This is a genomic window from Gluconobacter japonicus (assembly GCF_002723975.1).
Taxonomy (GTDB): Bacteria; Pseudomonadota; Alphaproteobacteria; order Acetobacterales; family Acetobacteraceae; genus Gluconobacter; species Gluconobacter japonicus.
This window is the reverse complement of record NZ_BEWO01000064.1, coordinates 1-1,304: the sequence shown is the minus strand read 5'-3', so window position 1 is coordinate 1,304 and position 1,304 is coordinate 1. Positions and strand designations below refer to the sequence as shown.

The window sequence follows — 1,304 nt, the reverse complement described above, 5'->3', positions numbered from 1 at the left end:
GAATTGCCCCGGGTTTTGTGGAGACAGAACGACCCGAGAGGTAAGAAGGATTCATGAGCACCAAATCGAAGCGTTTTCCGCCTGAGTTTCGTGAACGTGCAGCCCGCATGGTTCTGGAGGAAGAGAAGAACCATCCTTCGCGGTGGTCCGCGGTGATGATGATAGCGCCAAAGCTGGATATTCATCCTGACACGCTGTCAAAATGGACCCGTCTGCATGAACGTGCCAATGCGCCTGCGGTAAGTGACCTGCCTGATCGGGAGAAGATCAGGCAACTGGAACGAGAGAACCGCGAATTGCGGCAGGCCAATGAAATCCTGCGCAAGGCGTCGGCATATTTTGCCCAGGCGGAACTCGACCGCCGGTTCAGGCCATGACACGCTTCATTGAGGAGCATCGGCAGACATATGGTGTCGGGTCAATCTGCAGGGTTCTGTCGATTGCACCATCTGCCTATTATGCTTATCGGGCGAGACAGAAAAATCCGTGTGTGCGCAGCCAGAAAGACAAAGAGCTGTGCGATGACATCCGTAGAGTGTGGAATGATAATTTCTGCGTCTATGGAGCGCGCAAGGTCTGGCATCAGCTCAGACGTGAAGGCCTGGATGTCGCCCGCTGCACGGTAGAGCGGCTGATGCGCCGGATGGGGCTGAAAGGCGTCATTCGTGGCAAGGGGGTCAGAACCACACGGCCTGATCCGCAACGTCCGTGTCCGCAGGATCTGGTGCAGCGCCAGTTTCATGCTCCTGCCCCCAACAGACTGTGGGTTTCGGATTTCACGTATGTTTCCACTTGGCAGGGCTTTGTTTATGTGGCCTTCATCATTGACGTCTTTGCACGGGTTATTGTGGGTTGGCGTGTCTCCTCAACGGCTCATACCGACTTCGTACTGGATGCCCTTGAGCAGGCTCTGTGCCAGAGGCAGCCTGAGGGAAAAGTGACCCACCATTCCGACCGCGGCTGTCAATATGTGTCCATTCGCTACACGCAAAGACTGGCTGAAGCGGGGCTCGTTGCTTCTGTCGGCAGTGTTGGGGATTCCTATGATAACGCCTTGGCAGAGACCATTAACGGACTTTACAAAACCGAACTCATCTATCGGCAGAGGCCATGGAAAAACAGGGAAGCTGTTGAACTGGCAACACTTAAATGGGTCGACTGGTTCAATAATCGGCGGCTCCTGTCCTCCATTGGAAACATCCCGCCAGCAGAAGCTGAGGCACGCTTTTATGCACAACAGAAATCACATGCATTAGCCGCTTAAATCAGATAAAAAACGTCTCCACAAAACCCGGGGCAATTCA

At 54.1% G+C, this 1,304-nt stretch carries 1 protein-coding gene and 1 other annotated feature; the gene reads left to right on the top strand.

All coding sequences use genetic code 11. The features are described 5' to 3' along the window. The first annotated feature begins 53 nt into the window (after nt 1-53). Nucleotides 54-1,264, top strand: a protein-coding gene (locus GJA01_RS15050) for an IS3 family transposase (protein ID WP_099282503.1) whose coding sequence is annotated in 2 segments (ribosomal slippage) — nt 54-339 and nt 339-1,264 — 1,212 coding nt in all. Because the reading frame shifts where the segments join, the coding sequence is not laid out codon by codon here. Then, nucleotides 332-448 (top strand) — a sequence feature (AL1L pseudoknot). (Overlaps the previous gene by 117 nt.) Nucleotides 1,265-1,304 lie beyond the last annotated feature (40 nt).